The organism is Arthrobacter sp. 05T410, from assembly GCF_056396505.1.
Genome location: NZ_JBFTLP010000003.1, coordinates 311,512 through 336,616, shown reverse-complemented (window position 1 = coordinate 336,616; position 25,105 = coordinate 311,512). Strand labels below are relative to the sequence as shown.

Sequence of the window (25,105 nt, the reverse complement as noted above, 5' to 3'; positions counted from 1 at the left end):
GACTTTCCCTAGAGATCGACGCCGATCAGCAGCGGCTCCGGGTGCAGTTCAATGCCGAAACGTTCGACGACGCCGTGGCGGACCTCGCGCGCGACGGCCAGCATGTCCGCCGCGCTCGCCCCTCCCCGGTTGGTGATGGCAAGGGTGTGCTTGGTGGACAGCGAGGCCCGGCCGCCCGAGACGCTGTCCGGGTCCAGGCCGAAGCCCTTGGCGAACCCGGCCTGGTCGATCAGCCACGCCGCCGAGAGCTTGGTCAGCCCGTCCGCACCGGCGGGGTACCGCGGGGCCTCCTGCGGCAGCCGTGCCGCGACGTCCTCGGCCACGATCGGGTTCGTGAAAAAGGATCCCGTGGAGTAGGTGTCACGGTCGTCCGCGTCCCAGACCATGCCCTTGGACGCCCGGAGCCGCAGCACCTCGCGCCGGACGTCGGTGGAGTAGGCGCGCTGGCCCTGCTCGACGCCGAGCACCCGGGCGAGTTCGGCGTAGCGGACCGGGGCGCTCTTCCGGCCGAGCGGGAGCTGGAACTCCACGGTGAGCACCACATAGCGCGGTGAGCCGTTGACGGTGGTCTGCTTAAGGATGGAGTCCCGGTAGCCGAACTTGAGTTCGGAATTCGTGAAGGTCTTCACCGCGTTGCGTTCCCGGTCCCAGGTGCGCACGACGGCGATCGTCTGGGAGACGTCGGCCCCGTAGGCGCCGACGTTCTGCACGGGGGTGGCGCCCGTGGCACCGGGGATCCCGGAGAGTGCTTCGACGCCGGACCAGGCATGCTTCACGGCGTGTTCAACGAAGGCGTCCCAGTTGTGGCCGGCCTGGACCACCACCGCCACGCCGCCGCAGGAGTCCTCGGCGTCGACGGTGAACCCCTCCGAGGCGATCTTCAGCACCGTGCCGGGGAACCCGGCGTCGGACACCAACAGGTTGGAGCCGCCGCCGATGATCAGCAGGGACTGGCCGGCGGCGTCCGCGGTGCGCACGGCGTCGATGATCGCGGCCTCGGTGCGGGCCTCGATATAGCTGCCGGCGGGGCCGCCGACGGCGGAGGTGGTCAGGGCGGAGAGCTGGATCTGGGTCACCTGACCAGCCTAGCCGGGATCATCCGCCCGGCTAAGCCGGTACTGGCCGCACCTGGCTAGCTGTAATGTCCCGGCGCGTGCACGGGCGCGGGGAGTTTGCGGGCCACCGGGGAGAGCAGGAAACTGACGATCAGCATCACCATGACGCCCAGCAGCGAGTGGAGAATGCCGACGTGCTCGGCCAGCAGACCCAGCAGCGGCGGCCCGCACAGGAACGCTCCGTAGCCGATCGTGGACACCACGGACACCCGCGCGGCGGCCTTGACGGGATCGTCGGCCGCGGCGGACATGCCGACCGGGAAGCCCAGGGACGCGCCGAGTCCCCAGATGGCCAGGGCCACGTAGGCCAGCCACGGTACCGGGGCGAAGACGAACAGGCCGAGGCCCAGAACCGCCAGCGCGGCGCACCAGCGCATCACCGGGACCCGGCCGAAGCGGTCCAGGACCAGGGTGCCGGCGAAGCGGCCGATGGTCATGAAGGTGACGAACAGCCCGTACCCGGCAGCTCCGGCGGCGTCGGTTTGGCCGTGGCCGTCGGCCAGCGCCAGCGCCACCCAGTCCCCCGCCGCTCCTTCGGCCAGGGCCAGCCCGAGGACCAGCACGCCCAGCAGCAGGGTGCGCCTGTCACGCCAGGCCTGGGCAATGAGGCGTTTGTTGTCCAGCGGCGGCTCCGGGACCGCGTCCGCCTGCCGGACGATCGGGATGGGACCGGTGGAAGGATCCTCGAAGGTGTCTGTCCCGGACGCCTTGAAGGGCCGCTCCGCCTCGAGGGGCGTGATGTCCGCCCGGAACCAGGCCGCCGCGGTGGTCACCGAGCCGGCCACCAGCAGGCCCACCACTGCCAGGTGCAGGAAGACGGGGATCCCGGCGGCGGCAGCCCAGGCGCCCAGCCCGGCGCCCGCAACAGTGCCCAGGCTGAAGGAGCCGTGCAGCCGGGGCATGATGTGCCGCCGGACGGCGCGTTCCACCGCCGCCCCTTCGACGTTGGACGCGGTGTTCCAGCTGGCGGTGCCCAGCCCGATGATTGCCAGACCCGCGGCAACCGCCACCGGGCTGGCGAGCACCGAGGTGCCGAAGCCTGCCAGCGCCAGCCCGAATCCGACCATGATGCTGCCGATCCGGATGGTGCGCTTGGAGCCAAGACGAAGGACAATCAGGCCCGAGGCGGACACGGACACGAAGGATCCCGCCGTCATGCAGAGCAGGAGCAGCCCGATCGTGCCCGGGGTCAGGTCCAGACCGTCGCGGATGGCCGGCAGCCGGGACACCCAGGTGGAAAAGGCGATTCCGCTCGCGGCGTAGGCCACCACCACGGCGTTTCGCCAGTGCGTGATCTCGGCGGGCGGGACGAAGACTTCCTTGCTCACAGCAGCCAGATTCACAGCAAAGCCATGGGCTAGGCCACCCTGACGACGGCCTGGGCCTTGACGAGGACCTTCTGGGCGGCCGAGACGACCGTGAGGTCGACGCGGGCGGTGCCGGCGTCGGCGTCGAGGGCCCCGATGGCCCCGCTGACCTCGATCACGGCACCGGCCTCCGGTGTCCCCGTCGTGTCGGCGACGGGAACCGGCTTGGTGAAGCGGGTCTGGAAGTCGACGACGGCGGCGGGATCGCCGGCCCAGTCGGTCACGAGCTGGACGGCCGCACCCATGGTGAACATGCCGTGCGCGATCACGCCCGGCAGGCCGACGCCGGTGGCGAAGGCCTCGTTCCAGTGGATCGGGTTGAAGTCACCGGATGCGCCGGCGTACTTGACGAGGTCGGTGCGGGTGACGGTAATGCTGCGGCTGCCAATGTCCTGGCCGACCGTGAGTGCTGCGATGTCGATGCTCATGGCTACTGTCCCTCTCCGCGGACCAGGATGGACGAGGTGGTGGTGGCGACCGGCTCCCGGACACCGGTGGCATCGGTGGCATCGCCGGGGGCCAGCGCGAAGATTTCCGAGCGGGTGGTGATCATGGCTCCGCCGCCCATGGCGCGGACGCCGTCGACGTGCAGTTCGGCGACCAACCGGTCCCCCGCGATGATCGGGCGGTGGTGCGTGAACCGCTGGTCGGCGTGGACCACGCGGGAGAAGTCGATCCCGGATTCCGGATCCTCGATCAGCTGCGCGTCGGCTCGCTGCGCGACGATAATGGCGAAGGTCGGCGGCGCCACGAGGTCCCTGTGACCCAGCGCCTCGGCGGCGGCAACATCGAAGTGGGCGGGGTGGGTGGCCTTGACCGCGCGCGCGAACTCGCGGATCTTCTCGCGGCCGACGTCATACACCTCTGCGGCAGGGTAGCTGCGCCCCTGCAGGTCCGGATTGATAGTCATGGTTCCAGCCTATCGCCACGCCCGGAGCCGTCCGGCTTCGTGACAGGGTGCGCGCCGGGGACCGGACGGGCACTGACGGGCGCTCCGGCGGGTCTTGACCGGCGCGATATGATGAAAACATCAATCCATCAATCCGTATCGCCGAGGGCGCCGCCGGACCCCGGCCGCGAACGGATGCGAGAAAGTGTTTCCCCGCCATGATCTCCGCCGCTCAGACCCCCCTGTATGAAATCAAGGCCAACCTGTTCAAAGCCCTGGCGCACCCGGCCCGAATCCGGATCCTCGAGCTTCTGGCGGCCGCGCCGGACAATACGGCACCGGTCAGTTACCTGCTCGCCGAGACGGGGCTGGAGCCCTCGCACCTGTCCCAGCATCTGGGCACGCTGCGCCGGCACGGTGTGGTGACATCGGTCCGGACGGCGAATGTCGTGACCTACCGGCTGGCTCATCCCAAGATCAAGGAGCTGCTCGCGATCGCCCGGGTCTTCCTGCTGGACACCCTGGCCGGTTCCAGCGAACAGCTCCGGATAGCGCAGGAGCTGCCGGCAGGCCACCTCGACCGCGCGGGCGACGCCGACAGTACCGGCCACCTCGACGCCGCGGCAACGTGAGCGCGGCCCAGGCAGCAGACCCGGCGACGACATCTGCCACGGCACGGGGACGCTTCGCCCGGTTTGTGCCGTCCCGCCGCGACTACGAGCTCTTGAGGTCCGCCTGGAAGACGGACCTGTTCGCCGGCATCACGGTTGGCATTGTGGCGCTCCCCCTGGCCCTGGCCTTCGGGGTCAGTTCCGGGGTCGGGGCGGAGGCCGGACTCATCACCGCAGTGGTGGCAGGACTTGTCGCCGCCGTCATGGGCGGATCCAACGTCCAGGTCTCCGGCCCGACCGGCGCCATGGTGGTGGTCCTGGCCCCGGTGGTCGCCGTCCACGGCGTCGGCAGCATTGCCCTGGTCTCTGTACTGGCCGGGCTGCTGGTCGTGGTCCTGGGCGCCAGCGGGCTGGGCCGGGCCGTCGCGTTCATCCCGTGGCCGGTCGTGGAGGGTTTCACGCTCGGCATCGCCGCCATCATTTTCCTCCAGCAGGTTCCCTTGGCCACGGGCACCGAGGGAACGCCGGGCCACAACACCCTCCTGGCCGCCGTCGAGAGCGCGTCGCAGGCCACCATGCCGACCGTGCTGGAGACGCTCGCGGTGGTGGCATGCGTCGCGGCCGTGATGTACCTGCTGCCCAGGCTGAACAAGGCCCTGCCCGCGAGCCTGATCGCGGTGCTGCTCACCACTGCGGCGGCGGAGATGCTGGCGCTGGACATACCGCGGATCGGCGCGCTTCCGCACTCCCTGCCGGCGCCCTCGATGCCCTCTGTCGATCCGGCCGCGCTGGGAGGCCTGCTGATGCCGGCCGTGTCCATCGCGACGCTCGCCGCCATCGAATCCCTGCTCTCGGCCCGGGTGGCCGCCGGCATGGTCGGCCCCGACGGCCGTCCGTCCGGCGCGTACAGCCCGGACCGGGAGCTCACCGGCCAGGGGCTGGCCTCGATCGCTGCCGGATTCTTCGGCGGCATGCCCGCCACGGGCGCGATCGCCCGGACCGCCGTGAACGTCCGTTCCGGGGCCAAGACCCGGCTCTCCGCGGTGGTGCACGCCCTGGTGCTGCTGGCCATCATCTACCTGGCGGCGGGGCTTGTCGGCAGGATCCCGCTGGCGGCGCTGGCCGGCATCCTCATGGTCACGGCCGTCCGCATGGTCTCGCGGCACACCGTCACGGCGATCCTGCGCTCCACCCGGGCCGACGCCGCGGTCTTCGTGGTCACCGCCCTCATTACCGTCGCCTTCGACCTCATTGTGGCCATCCAGATCGGACTCGCCGCGGCCGCCGTGTTCACGCTGCGGACATTCGCTTCCCTGAGCGGGGTCCGGCGCGAGGACATCCCGGGGCCGCCTGTTCCGGGCGACGAGCACATCGCCATCTTCCGGCTGGACGGGGCCATGTTCTTCGGTGCAGCGGAGCGGGTCCTGCAGGAGATCAGCCAGGTCAGGGACATCCAGGTGGCCGTCATCCGGCTCTCCCAGCTGCGGATGCTGGACGCCACGGGCGCCCACATGCTCGTTGAGGTGGTCTCCGCGCTGGAGCTGCGCGGGGTCACGGTCCTGCTGAAGGGGGTCCAGCCGCAGCATCTGGAGCTCGTGACCAATGTGGGGGTCATCCGCTCACTGCGGCATCACAAGCACCTGTTCACATCCCTCCCGGACGCGGTGGAGCATGCCCGGAGCCATGTGGTGCGGAACGCGGCCGCTAGCGCTTGAGGTTTTTCCGGATCGCCTGGCCGCGGACCACAAGCCCGGCAATGTGCAGGACCAGGCCGAGTCCGATCACTGCCAGTGAGGCGAGGGCAAGGGGCTGGTTGCCGGTGCTGTTGCCCACCACGCTGAGGATGATGCCGAGGGCGATCAGGCCCATGGCGCTGAAGACGATCACCTTGTAGGTGGTTGACGCGGTGGCCCAGAATTCATTCAGCACCGTGCCAGTCTACCGGGACGGCCGGACGACACCGCGAGCCGCAAAATTCCTGGCGACACTCACATTGCCTGCCGGCGCGGGAAACGGGCGCGCCCGGTAATTTGCGCGTCGCGAGGCAATTCCAGCGTCAGAACAAGGCTTCCTGCACGGCCGGGACATCCGAGCCGTGGTCACCGAGTTCGATCACCCGGGCCTTGAGCTGGCCCAGGTTCACCACGAATTCCAGTCCGCTGCCATCCAGCGCCGCGAGGGCAATGCTGCCGCTCAGCGCGTCGATCCGGAACCCGTGCGCTCCGGCCGCCAGGTCGTGCGGATAAGCATGCCGGGCGGCCGGGGCGCAGGCCTTCGCGGAGAGTTCCGGCCGGGCCCACCGCTCATCCACCACCGCGAAGCCCTCCCCGCCGGCACCGGCAATCAGGGTCCGGGCCTCCCCTGCCAGCCGTCCGTTCAGGGCGTCGAGGTCGACGGCGGCTGCCGGGGCGAGCAGCGCAGCGGCCTTGGCGGCAGCGCGGACCTGCTGCGGCAGCCCGGCCTCGCGCGTGATCATGTCTTCAAGGAGGCGGACCACGCGGCCGTCCTCGGCACGGGCGACGTACCGGGCGACGACGGCGCCCTGCTCGGCGAGCCGGTTCCATTTGCGCCGGTGGGACGCGGTGCCGACCTTGCTGGCCCCGTTGGCGAAGGTGGCGACGTAGAGCCAGTGCGGCTGCATCAGGTACGCGCGCAGGCCCGGCGGGACCCGGCCGCCGCGGTGGAAGTCATGGATCAGCCGGAATTCATCCAGGACGAAGCACCGCCCGCACTGGCTGCCCCTGGCGGCGGGAGCCCGGTCCGGGCACAGGACGTGGTCCCGGTCCGCGGGTCCGTGCACCAAGTGATGCCCAAGGCACTGTTTCCCCGGGGCGGCGAGCCGGAAACCGAGGCGGGTGCCGGCGTCGAGCGTCACTGCGGTGAGGGCGCCGCCAGGGTCCTGCAGGCGCATCGCCGGCGGCCTGCCGCCGGACGCTGCGGCGGGCCCGGGCGCCGGAGCATCCCAAAAGACCCCGTGCACCAGATAGCGGGTATCGGTCACGGGGTCTCCTCGAGTGGTGTGGCGGCTACAGGGCCGGCTGCACGCCAAAGGCTACCGCGAGCTTCATGATCTTCTCGGCCCGGCCCAGGCGCGGCAGGTCGGAGCCGTCCCGGATGACGCGGCCGTTGGCTTCGAAGTCGGCCATGAAGTCGGTGGCCCAGGCGACGTCGGACGGCGTGGGGCTGATGACCTCGTTGATGACCGGGGTCTGGTCGATTGCGAGGCAGAGCTTCCCGGTCATCCCCATCATCACCGTGATGCCGGTCTGTTCGCGCAGGATCGGGTGGTTCGTGCCGACGGTGGGGCCGTCGATGGGGCCGGGGAGGTTGCCCACGCGGCTGGCCACAACGAGCTTGGCGCGGGGGTAGGCCATGGCTTCCGCGGTGGCCGCCATGCCGGTGTCGCGGCGGAAGTCGCCCGAGCCGAAGGCCAGGCGGAAGGCGCCCTGGGCCTTGGCGATGTTGTTGGCTTCCTCGATGCCGACGGCGGACTCGACCAGGGGGATCACCGGGGTCTTGCCGTCCATCCGGTGGAAGCTCTCCGTGACCTGGTCGGCCGATTCGGTTTTGGCCAGCATGATGCCCAGCAGGCCGGGGGTGCCGCGCAGGCCGGCGAGGTCGTCGGCCCAGAACGGGCTGGTGGCGTCGTTGATCCGGACCCACGCGCTGCCGCCGGCTGTCAGCCAGTTCACGACGTTGGCGCGGGCGGCGTCCTTCTGCGAGGGGTCCACCGCGTCTTCGATGTCGAGGATGATCGCATCGGCCCGGGAGACGGCGGACTGGTCGAAGAGATCGGTCTTCATCGCGTTAACCAGCAGCCAGGAGCGGGCGATGTCGGCCGGGATGTTGCGTTGGGGCCGAAGTGATTCGGCGGTGGTGGTAGAGGTCATGCATCTACGCTAGTCGCCCGGGGGCACTTGCCGCTAAGCGATCCGGCCCTCAGCGGCGACCATTACGACCAAAATCACGTCCACACCCAGCTGGCCGGCAGCAGAAGCCGTTTTCGGGCTCCCAACGGCCTCGGCTGCCGGCCAGTTGGGTGGGACGGACAGGCTAGGGGATGTTGCTTCCCCGGGCCGCGACCCAGAGCCCGTACCACTCGGCGCGGGTCATCGCCGCGGCGGCCTCGGCGGCTCCGGCGCAGGCGAGGATCCGGTCCGGGTTCGCGGTGCCGATCACGGGCGCAATCCCGGCAGGGTGCCTCATGAGCCAGCCGAGCACGATCGCTTCCCCCGTGGTCCCCTTCTCGGCGGCCAGGGCGGCCACGAGGGAGGTGGCGGCCTCCTCGGCCGGCGTCCTCGCGGCCGCCGGCGCCCCGGTGTAGAGGCCGCGGGCCAGCGACCCGTATGCCTGCAGCCGGATGCCGTTCCGGACGCAGTGCTCGACGGTCCCGTGCGGGAAGCTGTAGTCCGTGCCCTCGGCATGGTTGACGAGCACTGTGCTTTCCAGCCACGCCCGTTTCAGCAGGCTCATTTCGAGCTGGTTGCCCACCACGGGAACCTCGAGCCGGTCCTGCAGCATCTCGATCTGCGGGCCCGACATGTTGGACACGCCCACGGCCCGCACCTTGCCTTCGGCCATGAGCTGCCCGACGGCGGAGGCCACCTCCGCCGGATCCATCAGGGGATCCGGGCGGTGCAGCATGAGCACGTCGACGTAGTCCGTCCGGAGCCGGGCCAGGCTTTCGTTGACCCGCTCCAGGATGCCGTCCCGGCTGAGGTCGTAGTAGGCCTCCAGGCCCTGCTCGTTGAGCCGGATGCCGCACTTGGTCTGCAGCCGGATTTTCTCCCGCAGCCCGGCGGTGCGGGCCAGGACCTCGCCGAAGACGGCTTCGGCCTTGCCGTTGGTGTAGATGTCCGCGTGGTCGAACAGTGTGATGCCCGCGTTCAGGGCGGCTTCGACGGCCGCGGCCGCCTCGTCCACGTGCGCGGACGAGTACGGCTCGGCCGACCAGTCGCCGCCCAGGCCCATGCAGCCGTAGACGAGTTCCTGGGGAAGGTTCCCGGCGCCGGCGGGCGTGCCGGGCGAAGCCTGCGGTGCGGGGCTCACCGCAGCCAGACGGTGGTGTTGGCCGGCAGCTGCCCGCCATCCAGCGGGCCGCTGCTGACCAGCACCTCGCCGGCCGGCAGGTCAACCGGCGCGTCGCCGAAGTTGGTCACCGTCTGCCAGCCGCCGGGACGGCTGAAGCGCAGGACGTCGGCGCTGCCGGATTCCTGCCACTGCAGTTCCTCCGAGGTCTGCAGTTCGCGGCGCAGCTTCAGGGCCGTGCGGTAGAGCTCGAGGGTGGACCCTTCCACGCCGTCCTGGGCTGCCACCGCGTAGCGGCTGAACCAGGCCGGCTGCGGCAGGTGTGCCCCGCCGGCGCCAAAGCCGAACGAGGTGCCCTCCGGGGCCCAGGGCAGGGGCACGCGGCAGCCGTCGCGGCCAATCTCCACGCCCTTGTTCCGGAAGAAGGTGGGGTCCTGGCGCTCGGCGTCGGGGATCTCCGTGACTTCCTGCAGGCCCAGTTCCTCGCCCTGGTACAGGTAGGCCGATCCCGGCAGGGCCAGCATCAGCAAGGTCGCGGCGCGGGCCCGGCGCAGGCCGAGTTCGACGTCGAGCTCCTCGACGGGGGCGCCGGCCAGCAGCCAGCCCTTGCCGTCCTGGCCCTGGGCGTGCTTGCCGCCGCCCTGGGGCAGGCCGTAGCGGGTGGCGTGGCGGACGACGTCGTGGTTGGAGAAAACCCAGGTGGAGGAGGCACCGGACTCGGTGGCCTCGGCGAGGTTCCGGGCGATGATTTCGCGGAACTCGCCTGCGGCGAAGTCGGCCTGCAGGAGGTCGAAGTTGAACGCCTGGCCCAGGCCCTCCGGGCTGGCGTAACGGGCGCGGCGGGTGGCGTGCACCCAAGCCTCGGCGACGGCGGTGCGCGGCGGGTTGTACTCGTTGAACACCTCGCGCCATTCGGCGTAGATCTCGTGGACTTCATCGCGGTCCCAGAACGGGTGCGAGCCGTCCGGGAAGCCGTCCGTTCCGGTGTTGGCGGCACTGAGCTCCACTTTGGAGATCAGCGGCTCGGTGAGGTCCTTGGTCAGCGCGTGGGCGACGTCGACGCGGAAGCCGTCCACGCCGCGGTCGGACCAGAAGCGGAGCGTCTTGAGGAAGTCGTCGCGGATTTCCCGGCTGGCCCAGTTCAGGTCCGGCTGTTCCTTGGCGAAGATGTGCATGTACCACTGCCCGGGCGTGCCGTCGGGCTCGGTGATGCGCTCCCAGGCGGGGCCGCCGAAGACGGATTCCCAGTCCGACGGCGCGAGTTCGCCGTTTTCGCCGAGGCCGTCGCGGAAGATGTAGCGCTCGCGGGCGGCGGAGCCGCGCGGGGAGGCCAGGGCCTCCTGGAACCACTCGTGCCGGTTCGAGGAGTGGTTGGGGACGATGTCGGCGATGAGCTTGATGCCGGCGGCGTGCAGCGCGGCGGACATCTCGTCGAAGTCCGCCAGGGTGCCGAGCTTGGGGTCCACGTCGCGGTAGTCGTCGACGTCGTAGCCTCCGTCGGCGAGCGCCGAGGGGTAGAACGGGGAGAGCCAGACGGCGTCGATCCCGAGTTCCTTCAGGTACGGGACCTTGGCGGTGATGCCCTTGATGTCGCCCAGGCCGTCACCGTTGGAGTCCGAAAAGCTCCGCGGGTAGATCTGGTACACCGATGCCTGGCGCCACCAGTTGGGGTCGGCGGCGAGATCGGAACCGGACAGGGTTGCCAGCGTGGCGGTGTTGGTCAAAGGAGATTCCTTCGGGTCTGGGAGGGCTTCTGGTAATTTAGATACAAGCTAAATATATTGCCTGAACAATTATGGGTCCGGGGACAGAAGAGGTCAAGAAGTGATGCCGCACGCAGCCGCCGCCACGCCGCAGCTGCTGCGCCGCGTCAACGCCCAGGCAGTGCTGCGCCACATCCGCGGCGCCGATGTGGCCACCGGAACCGAGCTGATGGCCCTGACCGGGCTGACACGGGCCTCGGTGATTGCCGTCTGCGAGGACCTGATCGGCCGGGGCTGGATAGTGGAGCAGGACCAGCCGGCAGACCCTGCCAGTCCGCGGAAGGGCCGGCCGGCCCGGCGCTTTGCCTTCAACCGGGAAGCGGGTTTCGTGCTGGGCCTGGACATTGGTGCCGCGACCACCACCGCCGCCGTGGCCGACCTCCGCGGCACGGTGATCGGCCGTTCCAGCGGGAGCTTCCGCGCGGCGGACATCCCCGCGCAGGAGCGGATCGGCGTCGTCGATCTCGCCTGCCGCGAGGCGCTGGAAGCGGCGGGAGCTGACCCGGGCAGGGTCCTGGCCGTCGGCGCCGGGATCGCAGCGCCGGTGGACCGCGACGGCAACGTTCTGGTGACGCAGCGGTTTTGGAGCCTGTTCGACGTCGGGCTCCGCTCCGCGCTGAAGGAGCTGCACGGTTGGACCGTGCTCCTGGAGAACGACGCCAACCTGGCTGCGCTCGGTGAGCGCTGGCGCGGGTCCGGCGTGGGCGTGGATGATCTGGTGGTGCTCCTGGCCGGCGAACGCCTCGGCGCCGGCGTGATGGAATCCGGCCGCCTGCTCCACGGCCGCGGCGGGGCCGCCGGCGAGATGGGCTATCTGGACATGGTGGAGGGTGTTGGCTCCAGCGACGGCATCGCCGCCCTGGTGCGGCAGTGGTCGGCGGCCGGCGGCGGGCCCTCCGCGGGCGGCCCTGCCAGTGCGCCGCGCGTCTTCGCGGACGCGGCCGCGGGAGACCCGGCGGCCCTGGCCATCCTGGACCGGATTTCGGAGCGCATGGCCCGGGTCATCGCCTCGATCGCGAGCCTGATCAACCCCGAGCAGGTGGTGATCGGCGGCGCCGTCGCCGAGTCCGCCGGGGCGCTCCTGCCCGGCATCACAGCGCTGCTTCCCCGCTTCACCGCGACTCCCCCGCGGGTGACAGTCTCACCCCTGGGCGACGCGATCGTCACGGCGGGCGCGGTCCGGCACGCCCTGGACTACGTCGAGGCGAATGCCTTGGAGCTGGCCCTCCCCGCGCGGGGCTGACCCGGATCCGTTGCCTTAGTCCGGCATGATCATGGTGCGCAGGTCCAGCTGCCGCAGCACCCGGTCCGCGACTTCCGGGTCCATGCCCGGCTCGTTACGGGCCGCTACGACTTCCCGGCGGGCCGCATCGAGGGCGATCGTCTGCACCGCGATCGCCAGTTCCCGGCCGCGCTTGCGCTGCTCCCCCGCGCTTTCATGCCGCAGGCTCCCGTCCAGCAGCTCGGCGTGCAGCCGGGTCATTTTCTCCTTCACGAGCGCCACCTTATCCGCCGGCAGCTCCTTCATGAGCTCGTTGTCCTTCAGGGCCGCGATCGCTGCCTGTTGCGCCCGGCTTGCCAACACGCGGGCGGCGTCGCGTTCTTCGGAACCGTCCTCGGACGCCTTCAGGACACGCATGAGCCACGGCAGCGTCAGCCCGGGCAGCACCAGGGTGGCCAGCAGCACAGCGCAGGCGATCACCAGCAGCTCGCTGCGGGCCGGGAACGGCGTGCCGTCCGCAACGGTTAGCGGAAGAGCCAGGGCCAGCGCCAAGGTGGCCAGGCCGCGCATGCCGCACCACGTGAGTATCAGCACGTCCTTGGCCGAAGTAGGGCGCAGAACATCCTTCCTCGCCCGGGAGAGGCCGGACATCATGGCCAGCCAGGCGAAGCGTGCGGCGAACACCAGGACGCACACCACCGCGGCCGTCCCGACCATGCCGAAAACGCCGCTGCCTTCGTCGTGGATGACTTGCCGTACTTCCAGCCCCACCAGACCGAACGCCAGGCCGGTGACCAGCAGTTCCACGACGTCCCAGAACGCGGTGCGGGTGACCCTCTCCGCGGCCTCCCCGGGCCGGGAGTGGCGCTGCATTTCCAGCGCGGTGACGACGACGGCGATCACCCCGGAGGCGTGCACCTCCTCGGCCAAGATGTAGGCGGCAAACGGCACCACCAGGGTGACGGCGCTCCGGGCCACCATGGAGGTCACCAGGCGGGTGATCAGGCTCGTGAGCCAGCCCATGCCGATCCCCACAACCACCGCGATCGCAGCTCCCAGGACAAACTGGAGGACAACGTCCGAGGCGATCTTGGTGCCGGCGACGGCCGCGGCCACGGCCGCCTGGAAGATGACGATGGCGGCGGCGTCGTTGAACAGGCCCTCGCTCTGGAGCACGTTGATGAGCCGCCGCGGCATGTGGACCCGGCTGGCGATGGAGTCCACGGCCACGGGATCGGGCGGGGCCACCATGGCGCCCAAGGCGATCGCGGCCGGTATGCCGATGCCCGGGATCATGAGCCAGGCCGCGCCCGCGACCACCGCCGTCGAGACCACCACGAGCGCGACGGCAAGCATCAGCAACGTGCGCCAGCGGACCCGGAAAACAGCCCACGAACTGCGCTGCGCTGTCGCGAAGAGCAGCGGAGGCAGGAAAATGGGCAGGATCAGCTCGGGCGGGATCTGGATCTCCGGGAAGCCGGGGATGAACGTCAGGGCAACGGCCAGGATCAGCATCAGCACCGGGTAGGGCAGCCGCAGCTTCTCTCCGAGACCGACAGCGCCCACCGTAGCCAGCAGAAGTCCAACGATGAGTGCCAACTGATCCATGTGCCCGCTTTCCCCGGAGGCGGGCCGGGGCATCCCGGGTGGATGCGCGGACCGCCCCCACCACCCTATCGGGAAGAGTCCTGGGCTAGCCCAACGTTTCCAGCGCTGCCGCGAGCGGGAGCGTGCCGTCCCGGAACTCGATGGTGCGCCCGATCGTGGCCGGCAGCCCGAGGACCGCCGCCGCCACCAGGGCGACGTTGGCCCGGGCGGTTTCGGTGCCGTCGGACGTGTCGGCGGGGTCGACGTCGATCATCCCGTTGCCGGGTCCCGCGGTCAGCGTTCCGGGGCCCAGGACGGTCCAGTCAAGGCCTGAACCGCGCAGGTACTCATCCGCCGCGGCCTTGGCTTCGGCATAGGCGAAGAAGCCGTTGTCCGCGGGGACTCCGTGGTCCGGCCCGGCCCCGAAATAGGACACCATGACGTACCTGCTGACGCCGGCTTCCGCCGCGGCGTCCATGGAACGGATCGCGGCGTCGCGGTCCACGGCGTAGGTCCGTTCGGGGCTGCCGCCGCCGGCTCCGGCCGACCACACCAGGGCGTCGTGTCCGCGGAGGGCTCCGGCGATCTGCGCCGTCGTCGCGTTCTCCACATCCAGCAGCGCCGGTGTGGCGCCGGTGTCCGTGACGTCGGCCGCATGGTCCGGGTTGCGGATAAAGGAGGTCACCCCGTGCCCTTCCGCCGCGAGGATCCTGGACAGTTCCAAAGCCACCTTGCCGTGGCCGCCGATAATTGCGATGCGCGTCATGGTCCCATTCTGTCCCACCGGACAGCGAACTGCTGCCCCATGGTCCACAAGTTGGTGGTGGTCCAGTAGATCAGGACGCCGATGGGGAACAAGATCCCGCCCACACCGAAGACGACCGGCAGGCTGTACAGCAGCACCTTTTGCGGGCCCATGAACGGAGGCGCCACGGCCTCGCCGGACAAGCTCCTGGCCATGATCTGCCGCTGCGTGATGAGCTGCGAGGCCGTCATGGCCAGGATCATCGCAATGGAGAGGATCCACACCGAGAGCTGACTGCCGCCGACGCCGTGCAGCAGCGAGGCCGAGAGCGGGGCGCCGAAAATCGTGGACTCGTCGAACTGCGCGACCTGTTCGGGGCTCATGGCCCCGACGGCTTCGCCCTGGCCGGCCGCGGCGCTGATGCCGGACAGCATCTGGAACAGCGCGAAGAAGAAGGGCATCTGGATCAGCAGGGGCAGGCAGGCGGAGAACGGGTTGGTGCCGTGCGCCTTGTAGAGGGCCATCTGTTCCTGCGCCATGGCCTGGCGGGAGAGCGGATCGGTCTTGCCTTTGTATTTGTCCTGGAGCTTCTTCAGGTCCGGCTGCAACCGCCTCATGCGCTGCTGGACGTTGACCTGTTTGAGGAACACCGGGATCAGGGCGGCGCGGATCACCAGCACCAGCCCAATGATGGACAGCGTCCAGGTCCAGCCGCTGGCCGCCGGCATGCCGATGGCGCTGAGTCCGTCATGGAAGCCCGCCATCATGGCTGAGACCAGCCATTTGAACGGAGCCATGATGGTGCCAAGAAGGTCCACTGATATCCCCAACCGTCAGTTGCTGCAAAGCTACGGCGAAAAGTGCCTCTTGTCACGGGCGCGCGTTGCGGGAAGGCACACGGCTGACCAGGAGACGATTCAGCCGGTGTCCGGGCGTGCCCGCACTGCGCTGACGCCGTTGATTTTTAGGCTGATCTGAATTGCACGCAGGCGTCCAGGCCGGTGGTGCCCGGTGCGGGCCCGGGGGCCCTGGGCCTGAGTGTTGCTTCTGCCCCGCTGGCCCGGGCCAGTTGGTGCACGATGGACAAACCGAGGCCGCTGCCCTCGCCGCCCTGGGTGCCGCGCCAGAAACGGCCAAATGCCCGTTCGCAGTCTTCCGGGGAAAGCCCGGGGCCCTCGTCCAGGATGTGCAGTTCGATGGTGCCTGGCTGTTCACCGTGGGAGACCACGAGCTGGATCAGTGACCCCGGCGGGGCGACGGCGAGGGCGTTGTCGATCAGGTTGTCGATGATTTGCTCGGCGGCCCCGGGCAGGATCAGGATGTCTGCCGCAGGCGGGCCGTCCAGGCTCAGGCGCACACCGGTCTCCTCGGCGAGGGCCTCCCATTGTTCCTTGCGGGCCTTCGCTGCCTCGACGAGGTCGGTGGTGACCGGCGCGGCCGGGCTGCCTTCGGCCTTGCTGAGCAACAGCAGCCCGTCGATGATGCGCTGCAGCCGGTACGTCTCCTCCAGCGAGGCGGCCACCATGGTCCGGCCCGCTTCCGGGTCGGCGGGGATCGTGTCGTGGGCGTTCTCGAGCCTGAGCCGCAGCCCCGTCAGCGGGGTGCGGAGCTGATGGGAGGCGTCGGAAGCGAAGCCGCGTTGTTGCTCGAGCAGGTGTTTCATCCGGTCCGCCATGCGGTTAAAGGAACCCGCGAGGGCTTTGATCTCGGGGGCGCCCCCTTCGTCGGTTCGGGTGTCCAGGTTTCCGTCGGCGAGCAGTTCCGTGGCGTCCCGCAGCCGCTGGAGTCTCCGGGTCACGGCGCCGGCCATGACGTAGGCCAGGATGCCGGCGAGCAGTACCGTGGTTCCGGCGACAGTCCAGATGGTACGCAGCTGGCCGTTCACCTGCTCGGCCACGACCGACGCCGGATACGTCAGCCGGACGACGCCGGAAATCTTCTCACCGCTGAGGACGGGAACGGCGACGTAGAGCAGGTCCAGGCCCAGTGTCTGGGAATACCGTTGGCCCGCGTTGATCTGACCGGTCAGTGCGGAGGCGATCTCGGGCCGCGAACTGTAGGGCGATCCGGTGGCCGCCTGATCGTCGTCCGAGGTCGCCACGGCCGTCCCGACGGCGTCGACGATCACCACACGGGCCCCGCCCGCCTCCCCATACCGGCGCACGTCGGCCGCGACTTCCGGAGGCAGTGGACCGCCGGCTTTCAACGCGTCGCCGGCCCGGCCGGCCAGGAGAAAAGCGTCGCGTTCAAGGGACGTGGTGAGGCGCTCCCGTTCCACACGGACCAGATAGTTTCCCAGCGGAATGTCCTGGACCAGGACCACCAGCAAGGTGATGAGCATGAAGGCGCCGATCAGCCGCCATCTCATCCAGGCACCCCGAGCCTGAACCCGACGCCGCGGACGGCCTCGATCCAGCGGGGGTCACCGAGCTTTTTGCGGATTCCGGCAATGTGGGCATCCACGGTCTTCGTGGTGCCGTACCAGTCGCCGTCCCAGACCGCTCGCAGGATTTCCCGGCGCTCGAACACCGCGCCGGGGTCGGCGGCCAGGAAATACAGGAGTTCGAACTCCTTGGCGGTCAGATAAACCTCGGCTCCGTCCAGGAGCACGCGGCGCGAGCGCTGGTCAATACTCAGGCCGCCGATGTTCCTGCTGAGCTCCGTCCCGGGCCGGCCATCCGGGAGCCGTTCTTCGGAGCGGCGCGCCACCGCCCGGATTCTCGCGATGAGTTCCCGCATCCCGAACGGCTTGACCAGATAGTCATCGGCGCCCAGTTCCAGCGCCAGGACCCGGTCAATCTCTTCATCCCGGGCACTGACCACGATGATCGGAATCGAGGTCAGCGCCCGAATGGCGCGGCACACATCGGTGCCGTCCATGTCCGGCAGCCCCAGGTCCAGAAGGACAAAATCGGGACTGGACGCGCGGACCACCTCCAGGGCCTGGCCGCCAGTTCCGACGTGGCTGGCCCCGAAGCCGGCCCGGCCCAGTCCGTCAAGGACTCCGGTGGCAACTGATTCGTCATCCTCCACTACCAGGATCTGCATACCTGATTATGTTCCTGCCTGCCGCGAATTCTGCCGCAATCCGCGTGAGTTGGCTGATCGGGGGCGCAAACTTGGACAACTCTTGGATTTCCCCAAGACCCGTCCTTTCCCACGGATTCCTAGGGTGGAGACATGAAAACTAAAACAGTCCTCGTCCTCACGGCAGCCGGTGTCCTGCTCACCGGATCCGCGGCCCTTGCAGTCAACGCCCAGACCTTGAACGGCTCACCGGCCGGAACAACGAACCCCGCCAATACCGTCCTCCTGCCGCAAAACGCCACCACCGCCGCTTCCGGCTCCCCCACATCCACGGGCAGCACGTCCGGAACCGAGGACCGCAGCCCGGCCTCCTCGCCGAGTCCCTCCGCCACCGAGGACGCGGTCCCCGCCCCAGCACCTGCCGGCTCCAGCGAACCGGGCGAGGACCGGACCGCGGTTCCCGCCCCGGCACCTGCCGGCTCCAGCGAACCGGGCGACGACCACGGCGGACACGGCGAAAACGAGCCCGGCGACGACAAGCACAAGGGAAGCGATGACTGACAGTGGGGAGACAGAAAAACCCCCGGAATCTCAATGATTCCGGGGGTTTTGTCTGTAGCGGTGGGGAGGCTCGATCTCCCGACCTCACGATTATGAGTCGTGCGCTCTAACCAACTGAGCTACACCGCCGTAAATGAGGAAAACCTGCGCTAAGCCGGTCAAAAACCGCCTTGACACAGGCCCTCATTCAGAGCCCCCCACCGGAATCGATCCGGTGACCTCGTTCTTACCAAGAACGCGCTCTACCACTGAGCTAGGGGGGCAACGAGTAAATACTCTACCGGAAGATTCGCCCACCAACAAATCGGCGGCCGTACGACGCCGGACCGGCCGGAAACAGCGGAAATCCGGGCTCCCGGCGCCGTTTTGGGGGCCCGGATCGGCTCCCGGGACCAATCGGCGGCCGCGGCTGTGACGAAGCGAACACGGGGCCGGAATGCTTAAACAAGAACGGACCGGCTCAGGGAGCCGGCCCGCTCTCAGATGGTGCTAGTGGTTACCACTTGTTGCGGGGCTTGAAGCCGCCTTCGGTGCGGGGCTTGCGGGTGTCCGCGCCGAAGGTGCGCTGCTCGGAACGCTCGCTGAAGGAGCGGCCGCCACGGTCAGCGGAGGACCGCTCGCCGTCGCCCTTGCGGAATTCGCGCTTGAAGCCGCCGTTGCCCTTGAAGTTGCCGCTGCCGCCGGAGTAGCCGCCACGGTCTCCGCCACGGTTGCCCTGGTAGGAGCCGCGGTCGCCGGCCGGCTTACGGCCGTTGTCGAGCTCCAGGTGGATCAGCTCGCCGCCGATCCGGGTGCGGGACAGTGCCTTGAGCTGATCGGCGCTCAGGTCCGCCGGGAGCTCCACGAGGGAGTGGTCCGAGCGGATGTCGATGCCGCCGATCTGGGCCGAGGAGATACCGCCTTCGTTGGCGATGGCGCCAACGATGGAACCCGGCATGACGCGCTGGCGGCGTCCGACGGCGATCCGGTAGGTGGCGTTGCCCTCGGTCAGGGTGCGGGTCGGGCCGCGTGAGCCGAAGCCGTCCTTGGAGCGCTCGCGCTTCTGGAACTCGGGCGCTGCCGGCAGTTCCTTGACCAGCAGCGGCTGTCCGCCCTGGGCCATGACGGCCAGTGCGGCGGCGATTTCCGAGGCCGGCACGTTGTGCTCTTCCTCGTAGGAGGAGATCAGGTCGCGGAACGCTGCAACGTCCTCGGACGCGAGGGTCTCCGTGATGCGCTCGGCGAACTTGCCCAGGCGCAACGTGTTGACGGTCTCGGCCGTGGGCAGGTGCATCTGCTCCACCGGCTGGCGGGTTGCCTTCTCGATGGAACGCAGCAGGTACTTCTCGCGCGGGGTCATGAACAGGATCGCGTCGCCGGAACGGCCTGCACGGCCGGTGCGGCCGATGCGGTGGACGTAGGACTCGGTGTCGTGCGGGATGTCGTAGTTGACCACGTGGCTGACACGCTCGACGTCCAGGCCGCGGGCGGCGACGTCGGTGGCGACCAGGATGTCGATCTTGCCGTCGCGCAGGGCCTCGACCGTGCGCTCACGCTGCTGCTGCGGGATGTCGCCGTTGATGGCGGCAGCCTGGAAGCCGCGCGAGCGCAGCTTGTCGGCGAGGTCCTCGGTGGCCATCTTGGTGCGGACGAAGGCGATGACGCCTTCGAACTCTTCGACCTCGAGGATGCGGGTCAGCGCATCGAGCTTGTGCGGGCCCATGACCTGCAGGTAGCGCTGGCGGGTGTTGGCGCCCGTGGTGGTCTTGGACTTGACCTGCACCTCGGCCGGGTTGTTCAGGTACTGCTTGGAGAGCCGGCGGATCTGGCTCGGCATCGTGGCGGAGAACAGCGCAACCTGGCGGCCCGCGGGGGTCTGCTGGAAGATCTGCTCCACGTCTTCGGCGAAGCCCATGCGGAGCATCTCGTCGGCCTCATCCAGCACGAGGTACTGGAGTTCGGACAGGTCCAGGGAACCCTTGGCGATGTGGTCGATGACGCGGCCGGGGGTACCGACAACAACCTGGGCACCGCGGCGCAGGCCGGCGAGCTGGGGGCCGTAGGCGGAGCCGCCGTACACCGGCAGGACGGTGAAGTCGTCGATGTGCTTGGCGTAGGAGGTGAAGGCCTCGGCAACCTGGAGCGCGAGCTCACGGGTGGGAGCCAGCACCAGGGCCTGGGTCTTGCGGGACGGGCCGTTGAGGTCGTGGAGCTCGGCCAGGCGGGACAGTGCCGGTACTGCGAATGCTGCAGTCTTACCGGTACCCGTCTGGGCCAGGCCCACGACGTCGCGGCCTTCGAGCAGCAGCGGGATCGTTGCTGCCTGGATCGGGGACGGCTTCTCGTAGCCGACGTCCTGCAGGGCGGCCAGGACGCGGCCGTCGATGCCGAGGTCCACGAACTTGACGCCTTCTTCCTCGGCGTCCTCGTCCTTTGCCGGGGCGGAGGTGGCCTCGGTCTTGGTCTCTGCCTGCGGGGCAGCCTCGGCGGCCGGTGCTACAACGTTCGCAGGAGCCTCGGTGAATTCCGGGGCGGAGCCGGCTGCGGGGGCAGCCGTTTCAGAAGTCTCGACGTCGCTCTGGCTGGTCGCGGTGGCGAGTTCGGTGTCGACGGAGTTGTTCTGATTTTCGGGCATAGGTGAAATTTCCTCATCCATAGGGGCCAAGCGGCACAACCCGAGGTGAGCGGAGCCGCAGTACGCGTGACACGAATTGCCGGGCGTACGGTTGACCGGCGGGTCACAGAAGTCCGGCGCTTTCGCAATCCCGTGGCAGGACTTCCCGCTGCATCTCTTGGCTGCTATCCCAGCAGTCTGTACAGCGTTTTCTTTTGCCGGCTCTCCCTATGAAAATGCCCGCATCACATTTGCGGGCCCCAACACTTGCCAGTCCTGCCTCAAGAATTGGGCAGGAATAAGGGATTTCCGGAGTGGGGGATATTTCAAGTGTAGGGCATGGAACAGAACAGTGGTAGTTGAGGGGCCGACGGCGGCTGGTGAGCTTGCGCACACCGGCTCCCCATCCCCTAGACCCCGAGACGGCGCTGCAGCTGTTCGAACCTCTGGCGGTACTCGGGCTGCAGGCGGATCTGGCCGTCGGCGTCGGCGTCGCGCAGGGCCTCCATGTCCTCCAGGGTGGGATCGGTGAACCACTTGGCGATCGTCACGCCGTGGGCGGGGACAAAGAGCCGGTGGATGTGGTCTCCGGCCTCGATGCTGCCGGTCCGGACCACGCGGAGGTAGGTGCCCACCCTGCCGGCCTCGGTGAACCGCTGGACCCAGTGCGGCTCGCCCATCCGCCGCTGGAAGGTGGCGCAGGGGATGCGCGGGGAGGTGACTTCCACCTCGACGTCCAGTCCGACCTTCCACCGTTCGCCGATCACGGCGTTGGAGGCGTTGAGGCCCGTGATCCGCAGGTTTTCGCCGAAGATGCCCGCTGGCATGTCCCGGCCGAGTTCGCCGGCCCAGTAGTCGGCGTCGTCCTGCGAGTACGCGTAGAGTGCCTGGTCCTCGCCGCCGTGGTGGATCCTGCTCGCCTGGATATCACCGCGCAGGCCAAGTTTGTGGACTTTCACCGGTCCGTCCACGGGGCGCTTGTCGATCGCGGTGACCCCGACGCTGCCGGGATCATCGAGCAGCTGGTGAACCCTGCAGACAGCAAGCACGGATGCGGTTTCCATGGCACCAGTGTAGGCCTGCGGCGTGCCCGCGGCCCCGGACTCAGCGCCGGCACGCTTCCCACGCGCCCGCCGCAGACACGGCACGCCCTTTCCATCGCCCGGGATCCGGAGGCCGGTTAGGCTGGCGTCGGGAAAAGCACGCAAGCCTTCCGCGGGATACCCTGCGGCCAGACGTGAGGGGACACATTTGGGCCGAAACGACGAGCACCCGGACAGTCCACGGCAGGACCGGAAGCAGCCTCCGTGGCAGATTCCACAGCCGGGGCTCCGGCCCGAGCTGCAGAACCAGCCCGGCCAGCCCGCGCCGCCGGGACTTCCGGCTGACCCCACTGCCCCCGCCGTGGTTGACCCCTTCGCCCTGGAACGCGAGCGCGGCCTGGCGGCCGCGGCGGCGCGGAAGAAGCGTTCGCAGCGCCGTACCGCCGTCGTCGGGCTGGGCGTCACGGCGCTCCTGGCCGGCACGATCACCGCCATGGTGGCCAGCAACGAGGACGAGGCCGACTACGCCCAGGTGTGCTTCAACGACGACACCGGCGAGCGGGTCGATGATGCGCAGTGCAACAACAGCAGCACGGACGGCCGCAGCTCCGGCATCTACGCCTGGTACTTCTACTCCCGCGGCGCCGGCGTGCCCGGGTTGGGCCAGAACCGGTCGGGCTACCCCAGCTACAGCAGGACAGTTCCCACCGGGGCCAAGGCGTCCACGGGGTACAGCGCCAAGGGCGGCACGGTCAGCAGGGGCGGCTTCGGCGGCAGCGCCAAGGGCGGAAGCACGGGAGGCTAGGGATGAAACGACTGGGATCCGCGCCGCGGCCGGACTGGAAAGAGCGGATTGAAGCACAAGGCCTGGTTTTCTCCACCACGGCCCTGCCCGACGGCACGAACGTCGAGTACTGGCACGAAGGCGCCTACTACGAATTCACCATGGACGAAGTGGAGACCCTCGAACAGGCCGCCGAGGACATGCACCGCATGTGCCTCGAGGCCGCGAAGTTCCTCGCCACCGGCGCCATGGGCAACATCGGGATCGGGCCGCAGGCCCTGGAACTGGCGGCTGCATCGCTGCAGGCCGGCGATGTGGACGTCTACGGCCGCTTCGACTTCGTCTACGACGGCCGGGGCGGCCCGGCCAAGATGCTGGAGTACAACGCGGACACCCCTACCGGACTCATTGAGGCCGCCGTCGCCCAGTGGTTCTGGCTGCAGGACGTCCATCCCGAAAAGGACCAGTGGAACGGCATCCATGAAGCCCTCATCCGGCAGTGGAAGAGGCTGCAGTACCGCACGGGCATGAGCACGCTCCACGTCGCCCACTCCGAGGCGGAAGAATCCGGAGAGGACTGGATGACGGCAGCCTACATGCGGGACGTCGCGAGCCAGGCCGGCTGGACCACCATCGGCATCAACATGTCCGACATCGGCTGGGATCCGAACCTCAACCGCTTCGTGGACCTGGACAACTTCATGATCAGCACCATGTTCAAGCTCTACCCCTGGGAACTGATGATGAAGGAGCCGTTCGGGCAGCGGCTGCTGCAGCGCGCCCACAATCCGCGCTGGGTGGAGCCGGCCTGGAAGATGCTCCTGTCCAACAAGGCCCTGCTCGCGGCGCTCTGGCACCTCTACCCGGACCACCCCAACCTGCTTCCGGCCTATCTTGACGGTCCCGGGCCGCTCACGGAGTGGGTGGCCAAGCCGCTGCACGGCCGGGAAGGGGACAACATCAGGATCCACGCCGCCGGCATCGACCTCGAACAGCCCGGCGACTACGGCCGGGAAGGCTGGTGTTACCAGCAGTTCCATGCCCTCCCCGATTTCGACGGCAACCGCCCTGTGCTCGGCCTCTGGGTGGTCGACGGCGAATCGGTCGGCTGCGGCATCCGCGAGTCGGACGGGCCCATCACCGACTACTTCTGCCGCTTCGTGCCCAACACGATTGACGCGCCCGCCCCGGCCTCGAACCAGGCCCACTCCAGCAAGGCAGGTATTGCCCTATGAGCACCGGAACCACGACGACGACGGCCAGCGGCCCCGGGGGTCCCGCGGCAGTTCCGGCCAAGGGACTGCGCGCCGGAATCCTGGATCTCGGAGACTCCGTCATGTTGGGGCTGGCCTCCACCGCGCCGGTCTATTCGCTCGCGGCGACCCTGGGGCTGATCGTGGCGGTGAACGGCAACTACACCCCGTTGATCCTGCTGCTGGGCTTCGTGCCCGTGCTCTTCATCGCCTTCGCCTTCCGTGAGCTCAACAGCGCCATGCCGGACTGCGGGACCACCTTCATCTGGGCCCGCCGGGCGTTCGGTCCCTGGGCCGGCTGGCTGGGCGGATGGGGCGTGGCCCTGGCCGGCGTCGTGGTCCTGGCCAACCTCGCCCAGGTCGCCGGGCAGTACCTGTGGCTGCTGATCGGCGACGGTTCGCTGGCCGGGAACAGCCTCGTGGTCACCGCCACCGGCGTGCTGTTCATCGTGTTCATGACCTTCGTGAACTACCGCGGCATCCGCCTCGGGGAACATGTCCAGCGGGTCCTGACCTACGTGCAGTACCTCTCACTGGGCATCTTCGCGATGGCCATCATCTTCCGGATCGCGGGCGGGGTGCCCGGCGCGGCCACTGGCCAAGCCTTCGACCTTGAGTGGTTCAACCCCGCCGGTGCGTTCGCCGATCCGGGCGCGGTGGTGCACGGGGCCCTGCTGGCCCTGTTCATCTACTGGGGCTGGGATACCTGCCTCGCGGTGAACGAGGAGACCGAAAACCCTGCCACCACGCCCGGCCGAGGCGCCGTCATTTCCGCGCTTGTCCTCGTGGCGATCTACGTCTCTGTGGCCCTGCTGGTGATGATGTATGCCACGGTGGGCACGGATGGGATTGGGCTGGGCAACGAGGCCAACCAGAACGATGTCTTCCTGGCCATGAAGGACGTGGTGCTGGGCCCCTGGGGCTGGCTGATCGTCGTCGCCGTCCTGGCCTCGGTGCTGTCCTCGACCCAGACCACCATCCTTCCCACGGCCCGCGGCACCTTGTCCATGGGCGTGCACGGAGCCGTGCCGCGCAGGTTCGGCGAGGTCCACCCGCGCAACCAGACGCCGGGGTATTCCACCCAGGTCATGGGTGCCGCTGCCGTCGCCTATTACGTCCTGATGAGTCTCCTGAGCGAGAACCTGCTCGCCGACTCCATCACTTCGATCAGCTTGTTCATCGCGTTCTACTACGCCCTGACCGGCTTCGCGTGCGTCTGGTACTTCCGCGCGAGCCTGCGCGGCTCGGCCCGGAACTTCTGGTTCCGCGGCGTCATGCCCCTGCTCGGCGCCCTTATGCTGACTGCGGCATTCTTCGTCTCGGCGGTGCAGATGTGGGATCCGGACTACGGTGATACGCAGATCTTCGGCGTCGGCGGGGCCTTCATCAGCGGCGTGCTGCTCCTGGGGCTGGGCGTGGCGCTGGCCGCCGCCTGCCGTTTCGCGCCGTCCACGCGGGGCTACTTCCTGCAGCACCAGCCCGACGCCGGCGCGCCCCTGCAGGTGCGGCCGTAGGAT

23 protein-coding genes and 2 tRNA genes are annotated in these 25,105 nt (G+C 69.0%); 7 read left to right on the top strand and 18 right to left on the bottom strand.

Going from position 1 to position 25,105, the window contains the following annotated elements:
• Positions 1-8: 8 nt before the first annotated feature.
• From AC1DFR_RS06185 to AC1DFR_RS06170, 4 genes are read right to left on the bottom strand one after another with little or no spacing between them, the layout of a single operon-like run.
• Positions 9-1,076, bottom strand: coding sequence for a UDP-N-acetylmuramate dehydrogenase (locus AC1DFR_RS06185; RefSeq protein ID WP_476872981.1), 1,068 nt, complete (start codon positions 1,074-1,076; stop codon positions 9-11).
• Between the two features lie 56 nt (positions 1,077-1,132).
• Positions 1,133-2,443: an MFS transporter gene (locus AC1DFR_RS06180; protein ID WP_476872980.1), complete on the bottom strand. Its 1,311-nt coding sequence runs from the start codon at positions 2,441-2,443 to the stop codon at positions 1,133-1,135.
• A 29-nt stretch (positions 2,444-2,472) separates the two neighbouring features.
• Complete coding sequence (locus tag AC1DFR_RS06175; RefSeq protein ID WP_223913782.1) at positions 2,473-2,910, bottom strand: MaoC family dehydratase; 438 nt, start codon at positions 2,908-2,910, stop codon at positions 2,473-2,475.
• 2 nt (positions 2,911-2,912) lie between these two features.
• A complete protein-coding gene (locus AC1DFR_RS06170) occupies positions 2,913-3,392 on the bottom strand; it encodes an FAS1-like dehydratase domain-containing protein (protein ID WP_476859391.1) in 480 nt (159 codons plus the stop codon).
• 197 nt (positions 3,393-3,589) lie between these two features.
• Between AC1DFR_RS06170 and AC1DFR_RS06165 the strand changes: the two genes are divergently transcribed.
• Both AC1DFR_RS06165 and AC1DFR_RS06160 read left to right on the top strand, forming a co-directional pair.
• A complete protein-coding gene (locus tag AC1DFR_RS06165) occupies positions 3,590-4,003 on the top strand; it encodes an ArsR/SmtB family transcription factor (protein ID WP_476851331.1) in 414 nt (137 codons plus the stop codon).
• On the top strand, positions 4,000-5,697 hold the full coding sequence (locus AC1DFR_RS06160; RefSeq protein WP_230008290.1) for a SulP family inorganic anion transporter: 1,698 nt from the start codon (positions 4,000-4,002) through the stop codon (positions 5,695-5,697). Before AC1DFR_RS06165 ends, AC1DFR_RS06160 begins: the two co-directional genes overlap by 4 nt.
• Here the strand turns inward: AC1DFR_RS06160 and AC1DFR_RS06155 are convergent.
• The 5 genes from AC1DFR_RS06155 to AC1DFR_RS06135 form a co-directional block, all read right to left on the bottom strand.
• Complete coding sequence (locus AC1DFR_RS06155; RefSeq protein ID WP_476870450.1) at positions 5,687-5,911, bottom strand: DUF3188 domain-containing protein; 225 nt, start codon at positions 5,909-5,911, stop codon at positions 5,687-5,689. The two genes, AC1DFR_RS06160 and AC1DFR_RS06155, sit on opposite strands and share 11 nt — an antisense overlap.
• Before the next feature lie 127 nt (positions 5,912-6,038).
• The gene (locus AC1DFR_RS06150; RefSeq protein ID WP_476872979.1) at positions 6,039-6,983 is read right to left on the bottom strand and encodes a DUF2797 domain-containing protein; all 945 of its coding nucleotides are present in this window, start codon (positions 6,981-6,983) and stop codon (positions 6,039-6,041) included.
• Between the two features lie 25 nt (positions 6,984-7,008).
• Positions 7,009-7,872, bottom strand: coding sequence for an HpcH/HpaI aldolase/citrate lyase family protein (locus AC1DFR_RS06145; protein WP_223913776.1), 864 nt, complete (start codon positions 7,870-7,872; stop codon positions 7,009-7,011).
• 163 nt (positions 7,873-8,035) lie between these two features.
• On the bottom strand, positions 8,036-9,031 hold the full coding sequence (locus tag AC1DFR_RS06140) for an aldo/keto reductase (RefSeq protein WP_476859388.1): 996 nt from the start codon (positions 9,029-9,031) through the stop codon (positions 8,036-8,038).
• Positions 9,028-10,734 (bottom strand): glycoside hydrolase family 13 protein, encoded by a 1,707-nt coding sequence (locus tag AC1DFR_RS06135; protein ID WP_476859387.1) that lies wholly within the window; start codon positions 10,732-10,734, stop codon positions 9,028-9,030. The genes AC1DFR_RS06140 and AC1DFR_RS06135 overlap by 4 nt, the downstream gene beginning before the upstream one ends.
• A gap of 103 nt (positions 10,735-10,837) precedes the next feature.
• On the opposite strand from AC1DFR_RS06135, the gene AC1DFR_RS06130 reads away from it, so the two are divergent.
• Entirely contained in the window at positions 10,838-12,016 is a 1,179-nt protein-coding gene (locus AC1DFR_RS06130) for an ROK family transcriptional regulator (RefSeq protein WP_476870447.1), read from the top strand.
• Between the two features lie 15 nt (positions 12,017-12,031).
• Here the strand turns inward: AC1DFR_RS06130 and AC1DFR_RS06125 are convergent, their stop codons facing one another.
• From AC1DFR_RS06125 to AC1DFR_RS06105, 5 genes are all read right to left on the bottom strand, one after another.
• On the bottom strand, positions 12,032-13,603 hold the full coding sequence (locus tag AC1DFR_RS06125) for a Na+/H+ antiporter (protein ID WP_476872978.1): 1,572 nt from the start codon (positions 13,601-13,603) through the stop codon (positions 12,032-12,034).
• Between the two features lie 85 nt (positions 13,604-13,688).
• Positions 13,689-14,348 carry an NAD(P)H-binding protein gene (locus tag AC1DFR_RS06120; RefSeq protein ID WP_476870446.1) on the bottom strand — a complete coding sequence of 220 codons (660 nt, stop codon included), beginning with the start codon at positions 14,346-14,348 and terminating at the stop codon, positions 13,689-13,691.
• The gene (gene yidC, locus AC1DFR_RS06115) at positions 14,345-15,145 is read right to left on the bottom strand and encodes a membrane protein insertase YidC (RefSeq protein WP_230007959.1); all 801 of its coding nucleotides are present in this window, start codon (positions 15,143-15,145) and stop codon (positions 14,345-14,347) included. The genes AC1DFR_RS06120 and yidC overlap by 4 nt, the downstream gene beginning before the upstream one ends.
• Positions 15,146-15,291: 146 nt before the next feature.
• On the bottom strand, positions 15,292-16,695 hold the full coding sequence (locus tag AC1DFR_RS06110) for a sensor histidine kinase (RefSeq protein WP_476870445.1): 1,404 nt from the start codon (positions 16,693-16,695) through the stop codon (positions 15,292-15,294).
• Positions 16,692-17,375, bottom strand: coding sequence for a response regulator transcription factor (locus tag AC1DFR_RS06105; protein WP_476859381.1), 684 nt, complete (start codon positions 17,373-17,375; stop codon positions 16,692-16,694). The genes AC1DFR_RS06110 and AC1DFR_RS06105 overlap by 4 nt, the downstream gene beginning before the upstream one ends.
• Positions 17,376-17,507: 132 nt before the next feature.
• Here AC1DFR_RS06105 and AC1DFR_RS06100 point away from each other — a divergent pair, with 132 nt between their 5' ends.
• Positions 17,508-17,915 carry a hypothetical protein gene (locus tag AC1DFR_RS06100; protein WP_476851342.1) on the top strand — a complete coding sequence of 136 codons (408 nt, stop codon included), beginning with the start codon at positions 17,508-17,510 and terminating at the stop codon, positions 17,913-17,915.
• 55 nt (positions 17,916-17,970) lie between these two features.
• Here the strand turns inward: AC1DFR_RS06100 and AC1DFR_RS06095 are convergent.
• The 4 genes from AC1DFR_RS06095 to AC1DFR_RS06080 all read right to left on the bottom strand — a co-directional run bounded on the left by AC1DFR_RS06095 (position 17,971) and on the right by AC1DFR_RS06080 (position 21,572).
• Positions 17,971-18,044 (bottom strand) — tRNA-Met (locus AC1DFR_RS06095).
• A 62-nt stretch (positions 18,045-18,106) separates the two neighbouring features.
• Positions 18,107-18,178 (bottom strand) — tRNA-Thr (locus AC1DFR_RS06090).
• A gap of 233 nt (positions 18,179-18,411) precedes the next feature.
• Complete coding sequence (locus tag AC1DFR_RS06085; protein ID WP_476872977.1) at positions 18,412-20,529, bottom strand: DEAD/DEAH box helicase; 2,118 nt, start codon at positions 20,527-20,529, stop codon at positions 18,412-18,414.
• Positions 20,530-20,918: 389 nt separating this feature from the next.
• On the bottom strand, positions 20,919-21,572 hold the full coding sequence (locus AC1DFR_RS06080) for an MOSC domain-containing protein (RefSeq protein WP_476872976.1): 654 nt from the start codon (positions 21,570-21,572) through the stop codon (positions 20,919-20,921).
• A 187-nt stretch (positions 21,573-21,759) separates the two neighbouring features.
• On the opposite strand from AC1DFR_RS06080, the gene AC1DFR_RS06075 reads away from it, so the two are divergent.
• The 3 genes from AC1DFR_RS06075 to AC1DFR_RS06065 are packed head-to-tail and all read left to right on the top strand — an operon-like array spanning position 21,760 to position 25,102.
• Entirely contained in the window at positions 21,760-22,356 is a 597-nt protein-coding gene (locus tag AC1DFR_RS06075; protein ID WP_476872975.1) for a Tat pathway signal protein, read from the top strand.
• A gap of 2 nt (positions 22,357-22,358) precedes the next feature.
• The gene (locus AC1DFR_RS06070) at positions 22,359-23,570 is read left to right on the top strand and encodes a glutathionylspermidine synthase family protein (protein WP_476872974.1); all 1,212 of its coding nucleotides are present in this window, start codon (positions 22,359-22,361) and stop codon (positions 23,568-23,570) included.
• On the top strand, positions 23,567-25,102 hold the full coding sequence (locus AC1DFR_RS06065) for an APC family permease (protein WP_476872973.1): 1,536 nt from the start codon (positions 23,567-23,569) through the stop codon (positions 25,100-25,102). Before AC1DFR_RS06070 ends, AC1DFR_RS06065 begins: the two co-directional genes overlap by 4 nt.
• The last annotated feature ends 3 nt before the right edge of the window (positions 25,103-25,105 follow it).